Source organism: Allobosea sp. P1_A7 (assembly GCF_056406775.1).
The window spans coordinates 1-17,525 of record NZ_JBFTZN010000118.1 but is presented as its reverse complement, the minus strand read 5'-3'; the positions used below and the strand labels follow the sequence as shown (position 1 = coordinate 17,525).

Below are 17,525 nucleotides of genomic sequence, written 5' to 3'. Positions count from 1 at the left end.
GCGCATGCACCGCGCCGAGGCCCTTCTGGAAGGTCAGGCCGCCCTGAAGGGCCGCCATCATCATCTCCTTGCGGGCTTCGCGATCGGATCCATCGGTCACGGCCCGCTCGATATKTGCGACTGCGCGCTTCAGCCCGTCGAGTGCGATCGCCTCGGCAGGCGGGTTCTCGCGGGGGCTGAGATAGGTCTCGATGCAATGGGTGATCGCATCCATGCCGGTTGCGGCGGTAAGCCAGGCAGGCAGGGCGAGCGTGAGCTCGGGGTCGCAGATCGCGAGCCTTGGAATCAGATGAGGCGAGATGAAGCCGAGCTTGCGTCCATCCTTCAGGGTGATCAGCGCGGCGCGCCCTACCTCGCTGCCGGTGCCCGAGGTGGTGGGGATCGCGATCACCGGCGCGACGGCTGCGGTCACTTTCGGAATGCCGCCGAGGATCGCCGCATAGGTTTCGAGTGGTCCATCATGAGCTGCCAGCAGCGCCACGCCCTTGGCCAGATCGATTGGCGAGCCGCCGCCAATGGCGACAAGCCCGTCGCATCCGTTTTCGCGATAGAGCGCCAGTGCTGCGAGCACGGCCTCCTCTGTCGGGTTGGTCGGCGTGGCATCGAAGATCGGGGCGGCCTGCAAGGCTGGAGAATGCGCCTGAACCGTGCCGACGAGACCGACAGCGACGACGCCCTTGTCCGCAATGATCAGTGGCTTGCGCAGGCCGAGCGCTGTGAGATCGGCATCGATGCCGGCGACCTCGCCGAAGCCGAAACGGGTCGTGGTGAGATAGGTGATCAGGGCCATGGGCGTCCTCGTGGGGCTGGCCTCGTCTCGTCTAGCGGCTCGGCCTTATTGAGATGAGTTCTTGGTGTGGCATGGCCACCGCCAGGCGTCGACTGCAGAGCCCGCGCGGGCAGGGCGAGGCGAATGCATGAGAATGTCCGCGTCTGCCTCGTCAGCGGGCGCGCGACGCGCCTCAGGGCGGGTCGAGCATTTCGGTGGTCTTTCCCGCCCGCCGTTCGAGCACCAGCAGAGCGAGGCCGGCAACGACGATGAGGCCCGAGCCGATCAGCATCGAGAGCGACGGCCAGTCGTCAAAGATGAACCAGCCGAAGATCAGGGCCCAGACGATCAGTGTATATTGGTACGGCACGACGACAGAGGCCTCCGCCAGCTTGAGCGAGCGTGTGACGCAGAGATGTGCGGCCATGGCGACGATACCGAGCAGGCCGAGCAGCCCGATATGGGCGAGGCTCGGCGTCGTCCAGCCGAAGGGCAGCAGGATCAGCCCCATGACAAAGGCGCCCAGCGTTTGCCAGGCCACGAGCGTCACATCCGGCGTGCCGCGCAATTGGCGGGCCATGAGGTCAGGCTCTGGCCGGACGGGTTCAATGCAACGGCGACACCGATGAAGCCGACGACGACGGCGAGCCAGCGCCCGGCATCGACGCGTTCTCCGAGCAGCAGCGCAGCCAGGATCACCGCCCAGACTGGAGCGGCGAGCCAGAGTGTCATGGTGTCGGCCAAAGGCAGGTAGGATACCGCCCAGTAGAACAGCGCGACTTCGCAGGAGCCAAGCGTCACGCGCAGCACCTGCAGCCACGGCCGCTCCGGGCGCAATGTGCGACCAATGCCCTGCTTCACCACGAACGGGGCGATCACGATCAGCGCCGCGACGCTGCGCAGCAGCACCACCTGGCCGACCGTATAGGTTGCGACCAGCCATTTCCCCAGCACGTCATTCACGGAGAACAGCAGGATGCCGAGCAGCATCATGGTGATGCCGGTCAGGGTGGCGTTTTTGGTGGGCATGGTGGTCTGCAGGAATACCTATCGTGTGGGCGCTTCCTGTCGCCTTTCGCGCTCCGCGAGGCAAGTGGTGCCACGCGCAGGGGTTGTGCGCCCAGGGCAGAGGGGAGGCATTAATTTAATAATTGACTTAATTAAGCGAATGGCTAATTAACGATGCATGGACCGCTTCATCGCTCTCGCCGACCCGACGCGCCGCCGCATCATCGAGATGCTCGGTGAAGGTGCCCTGGCCGCCGGTGAGATCACAGCGCGGTTCAGCATCAGCGCGCCGGCGATCTCCCAGCATCTGAAGGTGCTGAAGGAGGCTGGCCTCGTCAGGGTCGAAGTCAGCGGCCAGCGCCGCATCTACCGACTCGATCCTGACGGGCTCGATGCATTCGATCTCTGGGTGAAGAAGGTCCGCGGCTTCTGGGGCTCGCGACTCGACATATTGGGGCAGAAACTGGCGCAAGCCGACAGTCATGAGGGAGAGAAGGATGCATGAGGGAGAGAAGGATGCATGAGGGAGAGACGCATGAGTGAGTATGGCTCTGTTCTTGAAAGTGGCGCGGTGCGGTTCGAGCGGCTCCTGCCGGGGCCGGTCGAACGCGTCTGGGCCTATCTGGCGGAGTCCGGCAAGCGCGGCACCTGGTTGGCCTCTGGTGATTTCGACCTGCGCGTCGGCGGTGAGACGAAGCTTCTGTTCAAGCATTCGGAGATCACCGATGAGCCGCCGCCCGAGCGCTATCGCGAGGTGAATGACAAGGGATTTCTCGCGACCGGGACGATCACCCGCTGTGAGCCGCCACATGCGCTTGCCTTCACCTGGGACGGGGACGGCAATCCCCTCTCGGAGGTCACCTTCGAGCTCAGTCCAAGGGATGACAAGGTGTTGCTGGTGCTGACCCATCGCAAGCTCGCCGACAAGGCTGCGATGACGAATGTCTCCGGCGGCTGGCACATGCATCTCGGCCTGCTCGAGGACCAGCTTGCGGGGCAGCCGCCGCGTGGTTTCTGGTCCCGGCAGGCGAAGCTCGAGAGTGAGTACGCAGCACTCTTTGCGAGCCTGCCGGAGTAGGGCGGGGCCTCATGCGGCCGGCGTGCCGGGCACGGGCCGCTCTCGAGGCGGCGCGGCCCGCGTCAGGCAAGCATGCTGGCCGTACCCGATCCGTTGCGCGGCCTGTGTAGGCGTACATTGCGAGCTTGATCGAGATCCAGCGACCGTACTCGTCGCAAAGCGGGTTCGGCCTGCGGCTCGACGATAGCCGGCCGGATCGACGGACTGCCGGTTGCCGGCTATCTCAGCTTATCCGGCGCCCGCAACCGCCTTCGCGGTCAGCTCCAGACCAGGCTCAGCGTTTGAGACGCGGCGGGCGGTCGTTGCGCGGTTTCACATGCCTCCGGCGCCCGACGGAGAACCGCCGCGCGCGCTTCTGGCAACCATTGCGACGATCGTCTCGAAGAGCTCGTCCTGAGCCTGCGCGGCCGTGATGTCTCCCGCCGCGGCGGCAGAAGACAGGGCCTCGGCTGAACCGAGCAGCGCCCAGAGGCCCGCTGGAGCAATCGTACCGGAGCCGGCGAAGGGCGCGAGCGCGGCTCGGCACTTCCCCATGAAGATCGCTTCGTAATCGCGCTTGAGCTTTGCGAGCTCGGGCGCGCCGGCAAGCGCCGCGATCACGCCAGGGATCTCACGGCCTTGGAGGAGCACGCAGTCGACATAGGATGACGCGATGACCGCTGCCCTGCCTGCCAAGGTCGGTTCGCTCGCGTCGAGCGCGGCATCCATGAGTGCTGTCTGGCGCGCGTCGAACTCCTGGTAAAGCGCTGCCAGCAGCCCGCTGCGTGTGCCGAAATGGTCGTAGACGACGGGTTTTGTCACCCCTGACCGCTCGGCTAGCCGCCCCAGCGTCAGTGCCTCCGTTCCCTCCTCTCGGATCAGCCGCCACGCGACATCCAGAAGCTGGCGATACCGGTCTTCCCTCGCCAGGCGGCGACGCGGCGGCAGAGCTGGTGGGTGATCGTTGCGTCCGGCACTTGACATGTTTATATACCAAAGGTAAGTTACTAAAAGTATATATCACTCGGGTTCCCCCCGCAATCAATCAGCCGGAGTTCTTGAAATGCACGCGCTCATTGTCGTCGCCCATCCTGATCGTGCATCGCTCAGTCATGGCGTCGCTGCGCATGTCGGGGAGGGAGTGTCCCTGTCCGGGCCGGGCAATTCCTTCGAAATCGCGGATCTCGCGGCCGAAGGTTTCGACCCACGCTTCACTGAGGCCGATCTCGCAGTTCACCGTCGCGAGGTGCTGCCGCCGGCCGACATTATCGCCGAGCAGGTGCGGATCGATCGCGCCGATGCCATTGTCCTGGTCTATCCCGTCTATTGGTGGTCGATGCCGGCGCTTCTCAAGGGCTGGATTGATCGCGTCTTCGCCAATGGATGGGCCTATGACGAAGGCCCGGATACACCGATGGTGAAGAGGCTCGGCCATCTCCCGGTCCATCTGGTCGCCATCGGTGGCGCCAGCCTGCGAACCTATGCCCGACACGGATATTTCGGTGCGATGAAGACCCAGATCGACCACGGAATCTTCGGTTATTGCGGCGCCCCCGTCGTGAGGTCCGAGCTCCTGCTTGGTTCGGGGCAGGATGATCCGGCCAAACATCTGGAGGCGGCGCGCGCCATTGGTGGCACTCTCTTCAAAGCCTTCCGACCTGCCACGGCACAAGTGGCTGCGTGACGGCGTAGCAGGCTGCTGCCCGGCGACGATCTCCACCATTCGAGGGGCGTTCGCGGCTATCTCCCCCGACGAAATCCGGTATGAGGCTCGGCAGGCGCCTACAAGCTGGCCGCGGCCCGCGCGGCCTGGTCGTACTGGCCCGAGAGCGAGCGCATGGTCGCTGCGATTTCCGAGAGGCGCACCGGATCCATGCCGAGCGCCAGCACGGATTTGACCAGGAGTTGCTCGCGGATCTGGGCGTAGCGCCGGCAGGCATCCTCACCCGCCGGTGTGATTGCGACGGTCTTTTCCTTGCCCTTGCGCCCGCTCTTGATCAGCTTGAGCCGCTCGAGCTTCTTGAGTGCGTAGTTCACGACATAGGTGTCCTCGATATTGAGGACGAGGCAGATATCGGCGAGGCGTTTTGGCTTGCCGCGGTGGTTGACGTTGTGCAGCACGAGCACGTCCACCGGCGTGAGGTCCGGAATGCCGGCCGAGGTCATGGCGCGGAGCATCCAGCGCTGGAAGGCATGTACCGTCATGCTGAGGGCGAACTCGAACTCGGAGAGCGCCGGCATCGCGCCCGAGGCCAGGTGGCCGGACGAGACGATCGGGCCGAGCAGCGCGCCGGCCAGCTCAGCCGGTGGTTTCGGGGGCGGGGGTGCTGATTTGGACATCGTCTCTGGCGCTCTCATACAAGGCAGCCGTCGTGGCGCCGGACGTGCGAACGGCCGCACGAAGCGGCCGTTCGTGAGGGATCGGGCCGGTCGGGCTTACATCTTCTTATAGGCGTCGATCACGGCCTGGCCGTCGGCGCCGGCCTTCTTCAGCCAGTCGGCGGTCAGGGTTTCGCCGGCTTTCTTGAAGCCTGCAGCGAGTTCCGTGCTCGGGGCCTGCACCTTCATGCCCTTGGACTTGAGCTGGTCAAGATACCAGCCGGTCTTGGCCTCCCAGGCCTTCCAGCCGCGCTCCTCGGCTGCGGCAGACGCCTTGAGGATGGCGTCCTGGGTCGGCTTGTCGAGCGCGGCGAAGGCCGCCTTGTTGACGAAGGTGGCATCCTTCGGGATCCAGGCCTGGACGTCGTAGAAATGCGTCAGGGATTCCCAGGCCTTGGAATCATAGCCGGTGCCGCCCGACGACATGAAGGAATTGACCACGCCGGTGGCGAGCGCCTGCGGCAGCTCGGCCGCCTGGATCGTCACCGATTGCATGCCGAGCATTTCGCCGAGCCGCGCGGTTCCGACATTGTAGGAGCGCCATTTCAACCCCTTCATGTCGTCGATCGTGTTCAGCTCCTTCTTGGCGTAAACGCCCTGCGGCGCCCACGGCACCATGAAGAGCAGCTTGAGGCCCTGGGCGTCGAGCTTCTTCTCGATCGCCGGCTTCGACGCCTTGTAGAGCTTCATGGAGTCGGCGAAGCTCGTGGCCAGGAAGGGCACCACGTCGATGCCGAACAGGGCATCCTCGTTCTCATGGATCGAGAGCAGGACCTCGCCCATCTGGGCCTGCCCGCTCTGCACTGCCCGCTTGATCTCGGGCGCCTTGAACAGCGAGGCACCGCCATGGACGGTGATCTGAAGCTTGCCGCCGGTTGCTGCCTCGACATCCTTGGCGAAGGCGACCAGATTCTCTGTGTGGGGATTGTCGGTGGGGTAGGCGGCGGGCAAGTTCCACTTTGTCTGCGCCGACGCGGGGGCTGCGAGTGCGAAAGCACCGACGCCGAATGCGAAGGCGGCGGCAAGGCGTCTGCGGTTGATCATGATGCTGGTCCCTCTCTTGTTGCTTCGTTGTGAACTCAGTCAGGAAAAGCGAGTTTGGGCAAGAAAAGCACGATCTGCGGAAAGGTCGTGATGATCAGGACGGCGACATTGAGCAGAATGAAGAACGGGAATGCCGCTCGGGCAACGGTCATCGTGTCCTTGCCGCTCATGTTCTGAAGCACGAAGAGGTTGAAGCCGACGGGCGGGGTGATCTGCGCCATCTCGACATGGATCACGAGATAGACGCCGAACCAGACCAGATCGAAGCCGGCTTCCTTGACCATGGGCAGGACGATCACAGCGGTCAGCACGATCATCGAGATGCCGTCGATCAGACACCCGAGGATGATGTACATGCAGGTCAGCGCAAGCACGAGCATGTGCGGTGAGAGATCCTTGCCCTTCACCCATTCCGCCAGTGCCGCCGGAATGCCGGTATAGGCCATGGCAGCCGTGCAGAATGCCGCGCCTGCCAGGATCAGCATGATCATACAGGTCAGGCGCGTCGCGCTCATGATGCTTTCGAACAGCGTCGCCCAGGTCAGCGTGCCGCTCCACCAGGCCAGAAACAGGGCGCCGGTGACGCCCCACGCGGCGCATTCGGTGGCCGTGGCGAAGCCAAGCACCAGCGACAGGAAGACGGTTGCGATCAGGATCAGGCAAGGAGCAAGCTTGGCCGATTGCCGAAGCTTCTGGGCGAAGGGAATCGATGGATCGCGAGGCGGCGTCTTGTCGGGGTTCAGCAGCGACCAGATGATGACGTAGCCCATGTAGAGCGCCATCACGAGCAGGCCGGGCAGGAAGCCGCCAAGGAAGACTTGCAGCACGGAGACATTGGCGGTGACGGCATAGACGACCATCGGGATCGATGGTGGGATCAGCAAGCCAAGCGTTCCGGAGCCTGCAAGCGTGCCAAGGCTCATGCGTTCGTCATAGCCGCGCTTCTTGAGTTCCGGCAGGGCGATCTTGCCGATCGTGGCGCAGGTCGCGGCGGAGGAGCCGGAGACGGCCGCGAAGATGCCGCAGCCGACAATATTGGTGTGGATCAGGCGCCCGGGCAGCCACTGCAGCCAGGGGGACAGGCCCTGGAACATCTGTTCCGAAAGCCGTGTACGGAACAGGATTTCGCCCATCCAGATGAAGAGGGGCAGTGCGGCCAGAGTCCAGGACGCCGAGGCGCTCCAGACCGTTGTCGCCAGCACCTGACCGATCGGGATGTCGGTGGTCAGCACCATCGCCAGCAGGCCAACGAGGCCGAGGCCGACGGCGATCCAGACGCCGCTCGCCAGGATCACGACGAGGAAGCCGAGAAGGATGAGCGACAGTTCCGGCAGGGCAAGCGATGCCATGGTTCAAACTCCTCCGCCGGAGGCGACGCGCTCGACCAATTCTTCGGGGGTGGCCGGCGGCTCCTGTTCGTAGCTCGGGCGGCGGCCCTGCACGACGATGATCCATTCGTCGATCACGGCGATCAGGAGGATCGCAAGCCCGCCGACCAGCCCGAGCTGCGGGATCCAGAGCGGGATCGCGACCACGCCCGTCGACATGTCGAAGAAGCGCCAGGAATCATAGGCGAGCGTGCCGGCCTGCCAGGTGAAATAGGCGACGAAGCTTCCCGCAATGGTGAGGGAGAGCAACTCGGCCGCACGCCGGTGTCCGCCCTTGAGGCGTTCGAGCAGCAGGCCGACCCGGATCATCTCCCCCTTCTTGAACGTATGCGCCAGGCCGAGAAACGCCATTGCGACGAGTGACCAGGCCGTGAAGTCGTCGCYGGACGGCACGTTGAGATTGATCTCGCGTCCGACCGACAGGAGCATCATCAGGACGAAGATGGTGACAAGGAAGAAGCCCGCCGCGTAGCCGGCAAAGAGATAGAGCTTGTCGAGGATCGTGCGGATCATCGGGCGCTCCGCCGCACGCGGCCGGATTGCAGCTTTGTCATGCGGGACTGTCGGCGCATGCCGAGCCCGATTGCCAGGGTCGATCCTGTCATCGCATCCTCCCTCGACCGGCCCGGCCCCTCAGCCATGTTCCGGTCACAATTGAGATCGTAGCCGCCGAATTCGGCTTGTCAATATTTCATCGACGATTTATCGATGAATTGTTCAAACGACTTCGCGTCACGCTGGGGAGAGTGTCATGACGGCGAGCCATTGGGATTTCTGGATCGACCGCGGTGGCACCTTCACCGACGTGATCGGCCGCGATCCGGCAGGCAAGCTTCACGCCAGGAAGCTGCTCTCGGAGAATCCGGGCGCCTATCGCGACGCCGCCGTCCAGGGCATCCGCGACCATCTCGGCCTCAAGGCCGGCGAGCTCATCCCCGCCGGGCGCATCGGCGAGGTGCGCATGGGCACCACGGTTGCGACAAATGCCCTGCTCGAGCGCAAAGGCGACCGTACGCTGCTCGTGACCACGAAGGGTTTCCGCGATGCGCTGCGCATCGGCTACCAGGCGCGGCCCGACATCTTCGCCAAGGAGATCATCAAGCCCGAGCAGCTCTACGAGGCGGTGGTCGAGATCGCGGAACGCGTGCTGGCCGATGGCGCGGTCGAACGGGCTCCGGACGAAGCCGCCATCCGCACGGCCCTGCAGGAACAGTACGATGCCGGTTTCCGCGCCGTGGCGATCGCCTTCATGCACGCCTATCGCTATCCCCAGCATGAGCAGGTGGCAGCGCGCATCGCCCGGGAGATCGGCTTTCCGCAAGTGTCGGTCAGCCACGAGGTCTCGCCGCTGATCAAGCTGGTCGGGCGTGGCGATACGGCGGTAGTCGATGCCTATCTCTCGCCGATCCTCGGGCGCTATGTCGCGCAGGTTTCCGAAGAGCTCGACATCGGGCGCACCGGCGCACGGCTGATGTTCATGATGTCGTCCGGTGGCCTCACCGCGGCAGAACTGTTCCAGGGCAAGGATGCAATATTGTCGGGCCCCGCCGGGGGCGTCGTCGGCCTGGCCGAGACCGGGCGTTCGGCCGGGTTCGACAAGGTGATCGGCTTCGACATGGGTGGCACCTCCACCGATGTCGCGCATTTCGACGGCGAGTATGAGCGCGCTTTCGAGACCGAGGTCGCCGGCGTGCGGATGCGCGCGCCGATGATGCTGATCCATACCGTTGCGGCTGGTGGCGGCTCGATCCTGCATTTCGACGGTGCGCGCTTCCGCGTCGGCCCGGATTCGGCCGGCGCCAATCCGGGCCCTGCCGCCTATCGACGCGGCGGCCCGCTCGCGGTGACCGACGCGAACGTCATGGTCGGCAAGCTGATCCCGGCCTATTTCCCGGCGATCTTTGGCGAGCAGCATGATCAACCGCTCGATGTGGACGCGGTCCGCGCCAAATTCGCGAAGCTTGCGGCCGAGGTCGGCGATGGCCGCAGCGCCGAAGAGGTCGCTGACGGCTTCATCCAGATTGCCGTCGCCAATATGGCCGAGGCGATCAAGAAGATCTCGGTGCAGCGCGGCTACGACATCACCCGCTATGCCTTGAACTCCTTTGGCGGTGCGGGCGGACAGCACGCCTGCCTCGTCGCCGATGCGCTCGGCATCAAGACCGTGCTGCTGCACCCGTTCTCCGGCTTGCTCTCGGCCTATGGCATGGGGCTCGCTGAAATACGCTCGACGCGGACGGCCGCACTTGATGTCCCGCTCGATGCCGAGGTCAAGGCTGCGATTGCGGAGGTGGCCGAGCGGCTCGGCGCCGAGACGCGCGCCGAGCTGATCGGTCAAGGTGTGCCGGATGGCGAGATCGCCATCCATATCCGAGCCCATATCCGCTATGCCGGCACCGATACGGCGATCGCGATTGCGTCCGGCAGCCGGGCCGAGATGCAGGAAGCCTTCCAGGTCGCGCATAAGGCGCGGTTCGGCTTCATGGACGAGACCAAGGCCTTGGTCGTCGAGGCGGTCGAGGTCGAGGCCGTTGGCGGGGGCGCCAGGTTCGAGGAGACGGCGGCGGGCGAGCGGGCCGGTGAACCGGCGGTTGCCGAACGCACGCGCCTGTTCTCGAAGGGGCAGTGGCACGAGGCGGCGATCGTGCGGCGCGAGGCGATGGCTCCGGGGCAGAGCGTCGCGGGACCCGCCATCATCATCGAAGCGAACCAGACCGTCGTCGTCGAGGATGGCTGGACTGCGAAGCTGACGGCCAAGGACCATCTCGTCCTGCATCGCAGCAAGGCGCTGGTGCAGAATGCCGCGATCGGCACCAAGGCCGATCCCGTCATGCTCGAGATCTTCAACAACCTGTTCATGTCGATCGCCGAGCAGATGGGCGTGACGCTGCAGAACACCGCCTATTCCGTGAACATCAAGGAGCGGCTCGACTTCTCCTGCGCCGTGTTCGACTCGACCGCGAGCCTCGTCGCCAACGCGCCGCATATGCCGGTGCATCTCGGCTCGATGGACAAGTCGGTCGAGACGGTGATCAGGAACAACCCCGTCATCCGGCCGGGCGACGTCTATTGCCTCAATGCGCCCTATAATGGCGGCACGCATCTGCCCGATATCACGGTCTGCACCCCGGTCTTCGATGCCGAGGACAGGAACATCCTGTTCTGGGTGGCGAGCCGCGGCCACCATGCCGATGTCGGTGGCGTGGCGCCCGGTTCGATGTCGCCGCTGGCGACGCATATCGAGGAAGAGGGCGTCTATATCGACAATTTCAAGATCGTCGATCAGGGCCGCTTCTGCGAGGAGGAGCTGGTCAAGCTGCTGACTGGCGCTCGCTATCCCGTCCGCAACGTCGTGCAGAACGTCAACGACCTCAAGGCGCAGATCGCCGCTAATGAGAAGGGCGTGGCCGAGCTGAAGAAGATGATCCGCTCCTTCGGCCTCGATGTGGTCCAGGCCTATATGGGCCATGTCCAGGACAATGCGGCCGAGAGCGTCGCACGGCTGCTCGCCAAGCTGCATGATTGCGAGTTCACCTATCCGATGGATCAGGGCTGCGCGATCAAGGTGAAGATCACGATCGATCGTTCCAGGCGCGAGGCGACGGTCGATTTCACCGGCACCTCGCCGCAGCGCGAGGACAATTTCAACGCACCTGCGCCGGTGACCCGTGCGGCGGTGCTGTATGTCTTCCGCGTTATGGTCGATGACGCGATTCCCATGAACGCGGGCTGCCTGCGACCGATCAGGATCGTCGTGCCGGAAGGCTCGATGCTGGCGCCGCACTACCCGGCCGCTGTCGTTGCCGGCAATGTCGAGGTCAGCCAGGCTGTCACCAATACGCTGTTCGGTGCGCTCGAGGCGATGTCGGCTTCGCAGGGGACGATGAACAACCTGACCTTCGGCAATGATCAGTATCAGTACTACGAGACGATCTGCTCCGGCTCGCCGGCGGGGCCGGGCTTCAATGGAACCTCCGGCGTGCATGTCCACATGACCAATTCGCGCCTGACCGATCCGGAGATCCTGGAGACGCGTTTCCCCGTCGTGCTTGAGGATTTCCATATTCGTCCGGGCTCGGGCGGCAAGGGAGAATGGAATGCCGGCGATGGCACGAGCCGCACGATCCGCTTCCGCGAGCGGATGGACTGCGCCATCCTCGCCTCGCATCGCCGCGTGCGCCCCTTCGGCGTCAAGGGCGGTGAAGCCGGGCAGCTCGGCAAGACGATCGTCCGCCGGCTTTCCGGAGCCGTCGAGGAACTGAAGCCGAGCGACCAGACACTGCTCGAGGCGGGCGAGGCTGTGACCGTGATCACGCCGACGGCAGGAGGCTATGGAAAAGCGAAGGGCTGACGCTTAGGTCCTGTCTCCACACGGGAGATGGATATGCCTCAGACCTGGATGATCACCGGCGCCAATCGCGGCATCGGCCTTGCTCTTGCGACCGCGCTGGTGGCGYGTGGCGACCATGTCATCGCCGCCGCGCGCGATCCGGCAAGTCCGGGCCTTGCGGCGCTGGTCGCAAGGCATGGCGGGCTCGTCACGCCGGTCACCATCGATGTGACGTCCGATGCGAGTGTCGCCGCTGCCAAGGCAGCGCTCGCCGACCGACCGATCGATGTCCTGGTCAACAATGCAGGCGTCTACGGCCCGCGCGACAAGCAGGGCGCGCTCGACATGGATTTCGACGCCTGGCGTGACGTGTTCGAGGTCAATGTCTATGCGCCGCTGCGCGTGGCGCAGGCATTCCTGCCCAATGTCGAGGCCTCGCAAGGGCGCAAGATCGCGACGATCAGCAGCCGCATGGGCTCGATCGCCGGTRATCCCTCGGGTGCGCTCGCCTATCGCTCTTCGAAATCGGCCGTAAACATGGCCATGGTCGTGTTCGGCAACGCCGTGCGCGAGCGCGGCGTCAGCATCCTGCTGTTCCATCCGGGCTGGGTGCAGACCGATATGGGCGGTGGCGGAGCCGACATCCCGCCGACAGAAAGCGCCGCCGGCCTGATCGCAACGATCGACCGGTCCKGCATCTCCGACACCAACAGCTTCCGGACCTGGAAGGGCGAAGCGATCGCCTGGTGAGGCCTGAGGCGGCGGATCAACTGGCGCGCGACGAGCCCAGCCAGAGGCCGCCGCCAATCAGGAAGCCGCCGCTGACGCGCGAGAGCAGGCGCACGCGCTTCTGCGGCAGCAGCCGTCCCGCCCGCCCCGAAAGCAGCGCATAGCCGCTGTCGCTGACCGCGGCGAAGAGCATCGCGGTCACCCCCATGATCGCGATCTGCGTGACGTGATCGCGGGCGGGGTCGAGAAATTGCGGGAAGAAGGCACCAAAGAAGAGCAGGGTCTTCGGATTGCTGAGCGCGACTAGGACGCCTTGCAGGAAGAACCCGCCGCGCGGCGCACGGGCCTGCATGGCGCCATCCTCAATGCCGCCGGCCCGGACCATCTTCCAGCCGAGCCAGATCAGATAGGCGGCGCCGGCGAGCCGCACCCAGTCGAACCAGTGGCCCATCGCCGCGATGACCGAGCTCAGGCCGATGCCGGCGATCGCGATCATGATCGCGAGGCCGAGTTGGGTTCCTGCCGCATTCAGGAGCCCGGCGCGGGCACCATGCTTCAGGCTGTTGGCGATGATCAGTGTTACGGTCGGGCCCGGCACGATGACGATGACGAAGCAGGCAACGAGATAAGCGGCAAAAAGCTCGAAGGACATGGCGGCAGTCTCCATCTCGATTGCTGAGTCATCTCAGCCTGGCACCGATGAGTCGAGCCCCCTCGTGCCGCTGGCGAAAGGGACCAGGAGAATGTCGGCCTTTGCCTTCACTGTTCTGCCGCTGGCGTCCGAGCGCTGGCCGGATCTCGAGGATCTCTTCGGTCCGAAGGGGCCCTGCTATGGCTGCTGGTGCAACCATTTCCGCATGCCCCAGAAGCAGCGCCTGCCGCTATTGGGGGAGGGGGCCCGGCAATTGTTCGAGCAACGGGTTCGCAAGGGGCCGCCCCCTGGCGTCCTGGCCTATGATCACGAGACCTGTGTCGGCTGGCTCCAGGTCGGCCCTCGGCGCGACATTCCCGAATGGAACAATCCGCGGCGCGCCTCGACGCCGCTGCCGGATGYACCGGCCGACGACGAGCGCGTCTGGGCGGCGTCCTGTTTCTTCGTCCGCAAGGCGTGGCGGGGCAGGGGCGTCACGGCGGCGCTGCTCGACGGCGCGATCATTTTCGCGCGCGAGAACGGGGCCCGCCTGCTCGAGGCTGCCCCCATGGACCATGAATTCAAGCGTAGCAGCGAGGGCCTTTATGTCGGCGCCGAGCGGGTTTTCCTGCGAGCCGGCTTCGTCGAGGTCGCGCGGCAGAAGGAGGGGCGGCCGCTGATGCGGCTCGCACTCTGAGCGATTTCAYGCTTCATCGAGAATGAACTCGCGGATCGTCGTGAACGCGGCCTCTGGGTCGTCGCCAACGATGCCGTGACCGCAACCAGCGAAACGCTTGAAACGAACCGTTTCGGGCGGAAGGCACGCTGCAATCGTCTCGCTGAAGGCAATCGGCGTGATGGGGTCTTCCTCGCCCCCCATAACGAGGACTGGGCAATTCACGGCTCCCAGCGCGGCGCGAAAATCGAAGCGGCCCTGTTCGTTGTGCGGCCCATTGAACCAGACGCCTGTCTCGTTGCGCGAGATGAGCCTCTKTATCCAATCGGTCGAGCCGGTTCGCGGTCGCGCTGCGTAGAGCGGAAAGCAAATCTCAGTATAGGGCGCACGTGTCTCAGGCGCGGGCGCCGACCAGTAGTTCCGGGCCGCCTGACTGGCTCTTGGACCACCGACCCGTTCGAAGGCTGCGTAGACCGCCGGGAAATCGAACTTGGCGGCCGTGGAAATCAGGATCAGCTTGGCGGCATGCCCGGGATGGCGCGTCGCATAGGCCTGCGCGACAAAGCCCCCGAATGACGTGCCGAGGATGATCGGCCTTTCGATGCCGAGTGTGTCGCAGAGCACCTTCAGGTCATCGGCCCACTGGTCCAATGTCCAACTCTCACGCGGGCCGTCTTCGCTGCGGCCGCAGCCGCGATGATCGTAATAGACGATCTGGGCGATATCGCTCAGTCCGGAGAACCCGGGTTTGTAGATGCTGTGGTCGGCGCCTGGACCGCCATGAAGCAGGATCAGCGTTGGCTTTTCTCGCATGGCCGGGCCATCGGGCGCGAGCCCCGCACCTTCGATGTCGACATAGAGGCGCACTCCGTTGACAGTGACACGCATCGGTTCGATTCCCCCCAGCCGCATCCAAGCCTCGAACTGTAAGGGGCGGATGATCGAACTCAATTGTTTCCAGCCTTATGTTGGGAGTTTCCGATGATCCGCATCACGCTTGCCGGCTGCACCGGCTGGGTCGGCAAGGCGCTTGTCGCTGCAATCGACTCCGCGTCCGACCTTGAGCTGGTTGCGGGTGTCTCGCGCAAGGCAGCAGGCAGCGATCTCGGCGAGGCGGCCGGGCAGCCAGCCAATGGCAAACCGGTCTTTGCGACCGTGGCGGAGGCGCTCGCCGTGCCGTCGGATGTCCTGATCGACTATACCAAGCCCGACAGCGTGAAGGACAATGTGCTGGCAGCCGTTGCGGCGGGGCGCCATGTCGTCGTCGGCGCGTCCGGCATGACCGGCGACGATTATGCGGAGATCGAGGCCGCTGCGCTCAAGGCCGGCGTCGGCGTGCTTGCCGCGGGCAATTTCTCGATCACCGCGACGCTGCTGCGCCGCTTTGCCCGCGAAGCGGTGAAATATGTGCCGGATGTCGAGATCATCGACTACGCCTCCGCGTCGAAGCCGGACACGCCGTCCGGAACCGGGCGCGAACTCGCCGAGACGCTTGGTGCCGAGCGTATGGCTGGAACCGCGAAGCCGGTTGCGGAGCTCGGCGGCGCCCGCGAGACGCGTGGCGCCGCAATCGGTGCGCCGCATGCGGTACAGGTCCATTCGCTGCGGATGCCGGGCTTCGTCTTGTCGTGCGAAGCGGTCTTCGGCCTCCCGGACGAGCGGCTGGTGATCCGGCATGATGCCGGCACCTCTGCCGCGCCTTATGTCGGCGGCACCTTGCTGGCGGCGCGGCGGGTTGCGGATCAGATCGGGCTTCGGCGTGGCCTGGACAGCCTGATGGCCTGATCAACGGGCGTTGCCGTTGTTTTTTGCACGCGCGGCGGCTTCGACAGCTCGATCCATATCCGGCTAACTTATTGATTTTTATTGCGTTCCTCCTGTCGTGTTAACCTAACGTTCGTTCGCATTTGCGAAGGGAAGGGCGCGCTACGACGAGGGGGAACGCGATGCGGCAATTGGGGCTTACGGCGAAGATCACCATGCTGTTTGCGCTCATGGGGATTGCCGCTGGCCTCGGGCTGTTCAGCGCGGTTCGGGGCTTTGACGCGGTCCGCGAAATCGATCGCGACGCCTTCTCGAACATGGCCTTGGTCAACCGCGCAGCGCYGCTCTCGAATCGCGTGGCGCAGGCCTCGCTGCTCAGCCGTTTCGATGACGCAGCCACGCCGCGTGCGATCGAAACCGCGCTCGATTCCCTTGATGGAGCTGTGGAACTGGTCGATGCGGCGCGGGCCAGCCTGATCTCTTCGTTGCCGCGCGAGCTGCGCGACGCCAATCCGACCTTGGATGCCCGGATCAGGACTTTCATTTCATTCCAGCGCGACATCGTCATGATGGGGCGTGAGGTCTCGGCAAAGGCCGCACTCATCGAGGCCTCGGCCGAGGCGGTGCGCGAGAATGTCCGCCAGATCATTCTCGTCACGTCGAAGCTCGCCGATGGCCTGGACAGGCGTGCGCAGCTCGGCGCTGCAGAGGCTGCGGGGCTAGCCCACGCACTGCGCCTGCGGGTGATCGCGACGGCGGTTGGCCTCCCGCTCGCCTGCGCGCTGCTGGCGATGTACCTGCTGCGGACCCAGCTCACCCGCCCCCTGCGCGATCTGATGGCCGCTATCGCCACCGCGACGGCGACCTCTGCCGTCATCGCGGTGCCGCATGTCCGGCGCCGCGACGAGATTGGCCAGCTTGCCCGCACGGTGCGGGCGCTGAGCGAAGTGCGGGCGACCCTCGTCACGCGCGATGCCGAGGCCGACCGGGCGCTGTTCCACCAGATCCAGCGAACTGAGGAGCTCGGCCGCATCGCTGAGGAATTCGAACACCGGATCGGCGCCCTGCTTCACGACATCGCCGGGCTGAGCGAAGCTCTGCGCACGGCACAGCAGGATTCTGCGGTGCGGGCGCAGCAGGTCTCGCAGAGCACGGGCACTGCCGCTTCCGCCGTCGACGGCGCGGGCTTGGAGGCGCGGCGCATCACCGAGGCGGCTCTGCGCCTGGAGCAGGTGATCGGCCAGATCAATGCGGAAGCGCACCGGGTTTCACAAACGGCGACGGTGGCGACGCAGGATGCCGCTGGCACCTCCGGCCTTGTCCTGCGTCTGACCGAGAATGCTGGGCAAATCCGCGATGTCGTCGACATCATCGAGGCGATCGCTCGGCAAACCAATCTGCTTGCGCTGAACGCAACGATCGAGGCGGCGCGCGCCGGCGTGCATGGCCGGGGGTTTGCCGTCGTCGCGAGCGAGGTCAAGGCGCTGGCGGGCCAGACGGCTGACGCCACCGCGCAGATCGTGCGGCGCATTGCAGCGGTCAACGCGGCGCTGTCGCAGGCGGCGCAGGCGGTTTCAGGCATCGTCGCCAGCGTCGGTGCCGTCGAACAGGCCAGCACCGAGATTTCGACCATGGTCGCCTCGCATTCCGAATTGATGGGCTCGCTGGGGGACACGGTCGCGCGTATTTCTGGTGTGACGGAAACGGCTGCGGGCGCAATGGCGGAGATCGTCGAGGCGAATGCGCAGAC

Annotated in this window: 18 protein-coding genes; 8 read left to right on the top strand and 10 right to left on the bottom strand. The window is 65.0% G+C overall.

All coding sequences use genetic code 11. The features are described from left to right. The 3 genes from AC1D34_RS20310 to AC1D34_RS20300 all read right to left on the bottom strand — a co-directional run. A partial coding sequence (locus AC1D34_RS20310) for an iron-containing alcohol dehydrogenase (RefSeq protein WP_476825152.1) occupies positions 1–790 on the bottom strand: 790 nt, incomplete at its 3' end. 172 nt (positions 791–962) lie between these two features. After that, positions 963–1,349, bottom strand: coding sequence for an EamA family transporter (locus tag AC1D34_RS20305; protein ID WP_476825151.1), 387 nt, complete (start codon positions 1,347–1,349; stop codon positions 963–965). Further along, entirely contained in the window at positions 1,316–1,798 is a 483-nt protein-coding gene (locus tag AC1D34_RS20300) for a DMT family transporter (protein ID WP_476825150.1), read from the bottom strand. The genes AC1D34_RS20305 and AC1D34_RS20300 overlap by 34 nt, the downstream gene beginning before the upstream one ends. 157 nt (positions 1,799–1,955) lie before the next feature. Between AC1D34_RS20300 and AC1D34_RS20295 the strand changes: the two genes are divergently transcribed. Both AC1D34_RS20295 and AC1D34_RS20290 read left to right on the top strand, forming a co-directional pair. Continuing rightward, positions 1,956–2,282: an ArsR/SmtB family transcription factor gene (locus AC1D34_RS20295; protein ID WP_069879656.1), complete on the top strand. Its 327-nt coding sequence runs from the start codon at positions 1,956–1,958 to the stop codon at positions 2,280–2,282. A 30-nt stretch (positions 2,283–2,312) separates the two neighbouring features. Further along, positions 2,313–2,855, top strand: coding sequence for an SRPBCC family protein (locus AC1D34_RS20290; RefSeq protein ID WP_476825149.1), 543 nt, complete (start codon positions 2,313–2,315; stop codon positions 2,853–2,855). Positions 2,856–3,167: 312 nt separating this feature from the next. On the opposite strand, the gene AC1D34_RS20285 is transcribed toward AC1D34_RS20290, so the two are convergent. Next, entirely contained in the window at positions 3,168–3,818 is a 651-nt protein-coding gene (locus tag AC1D34_RS20285) for a TetR/AcrR family transcriptional regulator (RefSeq protein ID WP_476825148.1), read from the bottom strand. A gap of 79 nt (positions 3,819–3,897) precedes the next feature. Here AC1D34_RS20285 and AC1D34_RS20280 point away from each other — a divergent pair, with 79 nt between their 5' ends. Then, entirely contained in the window at positions 3,898–4,518 is a 621-nt protein-coding gene (locus tag AC1D34_RS20280; protein ID WP_476825147.1) for an NAD(P)H-dependent oxidoreductase, read from the top strand. A 98-nt stretch (positions 4,519–4,616) separates the two neighbouring features. Here the strand turns inward: AC1D34_RS20280 and AC1D34_RS20275 are convergent, their stop codons facing one another. The 4 genes from AC1D34_RS20275 to AC1D34_RS20260 form a co-directional block, all read right to left on the bottom strand. Then, positions 4,617–5,174: a winged helix DNA-binding protein gene (locus tag AC1D34_RS20275; protein WP_476825146.1), complete on the bottom strand. Its 558-nt coding sequence runs from the start codon at positions 5,172–5,174 to the stop codon at positions 4,617–4,619. Positions 5,175–5,270: 96 nt separating this feature from the next. Continuing rightward, a complete protein-coding gene (locus AC1D34_RS20270; RefSeq protein ID WP_476825145.1) occupies positions 5,271–6,257 on the bottom strand; it encodes a TRAP transporter substrate-binding protein in 987 nt (328 codons plus the stop codon). A gap of 35 nt (positions 6,258–6,292) precedes the next feature. Next, the gene (locus AC1D34_RS20265; protein ID WP_476825144.1) at positions 6,293–7,606 is read right to left on the bottom strand and encodes a TRAP transporter large permease; all 1,314 of its coding nucleotides are present in this window, start codon (positions 7,604–7,606) and stop codon (positions 6,293–6,295) included. A 3-nt stretch (positions 7,607–7,609) separates the two neighbouring features. Continuing rightward, complete coding sequence (locus tag AC1D34_RS20260) at positions 7,610–8,158, bottom strand: TRAP transporter small permease (protein WP_476825143.1); 549 nt, start codon at positions 8,156–8,158, stop codon at positions 7,610–7,612. A 238-nt stretch (positions 8,159–8,396) separates the two neighbouring features. Between AC1D34_RS20260 and AC1D34_RS20255 the strand changes: the two genes are divergently transcribed. Together AC1D34_RS20255 and AC1D34_RS20250 are read left to right on the top strand one after the other, a co-directional pair. Beyond that, positions 8,397–11,996, top strand: a complete 3,600-nt coding sequence (locus tag AC1D34_RS20255; RefSeq protein ID WP_476825142.1) for a hydantoinase B/oxoprolinase family protein — start codon at positions 8,397–8,399, stop codon at positions 11,994–11,996. Positions 11,997–12,029: 33 nt separating this feature from the next. After that, entirely contained in the window at positions 12,030–12,725 is a 696-nt protein-coding gene (locus AC1D34_RS20250) for an SDR family oxidoreductase (protein WP_476825141.1), read from the top strand. Positions 12,726–12,741: 16 nt separating this feature from the next. On the opposite strand, the gene AC1D34_RS20245 is transcribed toward AC1D34_RS20250, so the two are convergent. Then, the gene (locus AC1D34_RS20245) at positions 12,742–13,356 is read right to left on the bottom strand and encodes a LysE family translocator (protein WP_476825140.1); all 615 of its coding nucleotides are present in this window, start codon (positions 13,354–13,356) and stop codon (positions 12,742–12,744) included. A gap of 91 nt (positions 13,357–13,447) precedes the next feature. Here AC1D34_RS20245 and AC1D34_RS20240 point away from each other — a divergent pair, with 91 nt between their 5' ends. Continuing rightward, positions 13,448–14,032, top strand: a complete 585-nt coding sequence (locus tag AC1D34_RS20240; protein WP_476825139.1) for an N-acetyltransferase family protein — start codon at positions 13,448–13,450, stop codon at positions 14,030–14,032. A gap of 6 nt (positions 14,033–14,038) precedes the next feature. Here AC1D34_RS20240 and AC1D34_RS20235 read toward each other — a convergent pair whose 3' ends face one another. Further along, positions 14,039–14,899: an alpha/beta fold hydrolase gene (locus tag AC1D34_RS20235; protein ID WP_476825138.1), complete on the bottom strand. Its 861-nt coding sequence runs from the start codon at positions 14,897–14,899 to the stop codon at positions 14,039–14,041. Between the two features lie 93 nt (positions 14,900–14,992). Here AC1D34_RS20235 and dapB point away from each other — a divergent pair, with 93 nt between their 5' ends. Both dapB and AC1D34_RS20225 read left to right on the top strand, forming a co-directional pair. Then, a complete protein-coding gene (gene dapB, locus AC1D34_RS20230) occupies positions 14,993–15,796 on the top strand; it encodes a 4-hydroxy-tetrahydrodipicolinate reductase (RefSeq protein WP_476825137.1) in 804 nt (267 codons plus the stop codon). A gap of 194 nt (positions 15,797–15,990) precedes the next feature. Further along, on the top strand, positions 15,991–17,525 hold a 1,535-nt coding region (locus AC1D34_RS20225; RefSeq protein WP_476825136.1), incomplete at its 3' end, for a methyl-accepting chemotaxis protein.